This is a genomic window from Bradyrhizobium oropedii, from assembly GCF_020889685.1.
GTDB lineage: Bacteria > Pseudomonadota > Alphaproteobacteria > Rhizobiales > Xanthobacteraceae > Bradyrhizobium > Bradyrhizobium oropedii.
In genome coordinates this window covers 1-2,501 of the sequence record NZ_JACMYO010000377.1, presented here as the reverse complement: position 1 = coordinate 2,501, position 2,501 = coordinate 1, and the positions used below count along the sequence as shown (strand labels likewise).

The following is a 2,501-nucleotide window of genomic DNA, read 5'->3' as shown; positions in this document are numbered from 1 at the left end:
CCCGCCGCCGCGGCAGCCGTTTTGCCGCTTCGCGCGACAGTTTTCGCAGCGGATCGCTGGTGGCTGTCTGCGCAAAGCGGCGCTCGACCAGCGCCTCGGCCCGTGCCGCCGCGAGACCGGATTCGTTGGCTTCGTCGGCGAGCGGCGGCTCGTCCTCGCCACGGCCTTCCTCCTGCAGGCGGACGGTCTCCTCGTCTTCGCCCTCGGCCTGCTCGATCGCCTCGGCGCCGCGGAAATGAATGTCGAACAGCCGGTCATACGTCGCGCGGCGCTCGGGCGGCGGCGCCAGCGTGGCAAGCCCGGCCCGGCGGATATGCTCCAGGCTCCCGGGCCCAAGCAGTCCGATCGCCGCCAAAAAGCTCGTCGTCTGCTCCGGCGCGACGGAGAAGCCGTTGGCGCGCAGCAATGCGACAAAGGTGACGAAGATCCGCGCGGCGCGCGGCAGCTTGAGATCGTCGCTCACGCGGCTGCCTCCGCGATGATCGCATCGAGCCGCGGCGAGATGAAATGCAGATCCTCCTCGTCCTTCAGCGCGACGCCGATCGAGCGCTTGAACGCGTCAGGCCAGCGTGCGCCGCCCTTGTTGAGCAGGGTGGCGGCTTCCGCCCAGTCAACGGCTTCGGCGATGCCCGGCGCCTTGCTCAGCGGCTCGCGGCGCAGCCGGCCGACGGCAGCGACCACGGCGCGGGCAGTGGCCTCGGCGACGCTGGAGGCGCGCATCATCACGATACGAGCCTCGCGCTCGGCATTCGGATAGTCGATCCAGTGATAGACGCAGCGTCGCCGCAGCGCCTCGTGCAAATCTCGCGTCCGGTTCGAGGTCAGCACCACGACGGGATGCTCGGCGGCGCGGATCGTGCCGCGCTCGGGGATCGAGATCTGGAAGTCGGAGAGGAATTCGAGCAGGAAGGCCTCGAACTCCTGATCGGCGCGGTCGATTTCGTCGATCAGCAGCACGGTCGCATCAGGTGCGCGCAGTGCCGCGAGCATCGGACGTTCGATCAGGAACGACTCGCCGTAGATGTCGATGGTCTCCTCGCCCGCCTGCCGGATCGCCAGCATCTGGCGCGGATAGTTCCATTCATAGAGTGCGGCGGCCGCGTCGATGCCCTCATAGCATTGCAGACGGATCAGCTTGCGGCCGAGCACGGCGGCGATGGCTTTGGCGGCTTCGGTCTTGCCGACACCTGGCGCGCCCTCGAGCAGCAGCGGCTTGCCGAGCGCGAGCGAGAGATAAGAGGCGGTCGCGATGCCATCGTCGGCAAGGTAGTAGGCCGCGCGCAGCGCTTTCTCCAGCGCCTCGGGGCTGTCGATGCCGACGATGTTGCTGCGGACCGGCATGAAGCGACCTCAGCGCCGCGGCTGCGGCCGCGCGCCGCCCTGTGCGCGGATCGCGCGCAACACCTTCTCCGGCGTGATCGGCAGGTCGTCGATCCGCACCCCGACCGCGTTGAAGATCGCGTTGGCGACCGCAGGCAGCACCGGGTTGGCGCACATCTCGCCCGGTCCCTTGGCGCCGAACGGGCCGTCGGGGGCGGGGCGTTCCAGCACAGCGATATCGTGCGGACAGATGTCGCCCGGCCCCGGCATCAGATATTCGACGAAATCGCGCGGGCCGTGCACCGGCTCCGGATAATAGGGCTCCGGCGTCTCGTAGAGCGCGTGGCTGACGCCCATCCAGGCGCCGCCGACCAGCTGCTGCTCGACCAGCCGCGGATTGAGCGCGCGGCCGAGCTCATAGGCCGAGTCCATCCTGACCATGTCGACCTCCCCGGTCTCGTCGTCGACCTCGACCTCGGCGACGAGGCATGCATGCGCGTAACACGTCGCCGGCGACATCTCGCCGGTCTCGGGATCGACATCGGACAGCGGCACCAGGAAGATGCCTCGGCCGGAGATCGTCTTGCCTTGCTTGAACTGCGCCGCGATCGCGACGTCCTTGGTCGAGATCGAACGGTGCGGCGCGCCCTTGACGTGGATATTACCGCGACCGTCGGTCTCGAGGTCGGCAGCATTCACCTCTAGCTCCTCGGCGGCCGCCTCCATCATCACGCCGCGGGCTTCGCGCGCTGCCGCCATCACGGCATTGCCGACGCGATGCGTGCCGCGCGAAGCGAACGAGCCCATGCAGTGCGGACCGGTGTCGGAGTCGGCGGTGTCGACATAGACGTCCTCGACCGGCACGCCGAGCGTCTCTGCGCAGATCTGCCGCGTCACCGACTTCATGCCCTGGCCGAGGTCGATGGAGGACAGCGCCACGGTGAACTTGCCGCTGGGGTTGGAATGTACCAGCGCCTGGCTCGGATCGCCGCCGAGATTCATGCCGATGGGATAGTTGACCGACGCTATGCCGCGTCCGCGATGCCTTGTCATGATCAGCGCCTCCTGGTGCCGAAGACGGATGAGAAGCGGGTGGCGCCATGCGACGGCGCGCTCGGCCGCGGTGGTGAGGGCGGCGGAGGTGGCGGTGGTTGCGGCTCGCGGGTCGCGGCCGGCGCGCG

At 68.8% G+C, this 2,501-nt stretch carries 2 protein-coding genes and 1 pseudogene; all 3 read right to left on the bottom strand.

The window, feature by feature from the left end; genetic code table 11:
- Positions 1–463: pseudogene (locus tag H8A95_RS42560) on the bottom strand (hypothetical protein); the annotation flags it as partial.
- Positions 460–1,341: an AAA family ATPase gene (locus tag H8A95_RS42555; RefSeq protein ID WP_229188388.1), complete on the bottom strand. Its 882-nt coding sequence runs from the start codon at positions 1,339–1,341 to the stop codon at positions 460–462. The pseudogene H8A95_RS42560 and the gene H8A95_RS42555, both read right to left, overlap by 4 nt.
- Before the next feature lie 9 nt (positions 1,342–1,350).
- On the bottom strand, positions 1,351–2,373 hold the full coding sequence (locus tag H8A95_RS42550; protein ID WP_021075858.1) for a xanthine dehydrogenase family protein molybdopterin-binding subunit: 1,023 nt from the start codon (positions 2,371–2,373) through the stop codon (positions 1,351–1,353).
- Positions 2,374–2,501: the final 128 nt, after the last annotated feature.

Excerpts from the sequence above, each read along its gene's own strand:
- H8A95_RS42555 (WP_229188388.1), bottom strand. The coding sequence starts at position 1,341 with ATGCCGGTCCGCAGCAACATCGTCGGCATCGACAGCCCCGAGGCGCTG.
- H8A95_RS42550 (WP_021075858.1), bottom strand. The coding sequence starts at position 2,373 with ATGACAAGGCATCGCGGACGCGGCATAGCGTCGGTCAACTATCCCATC.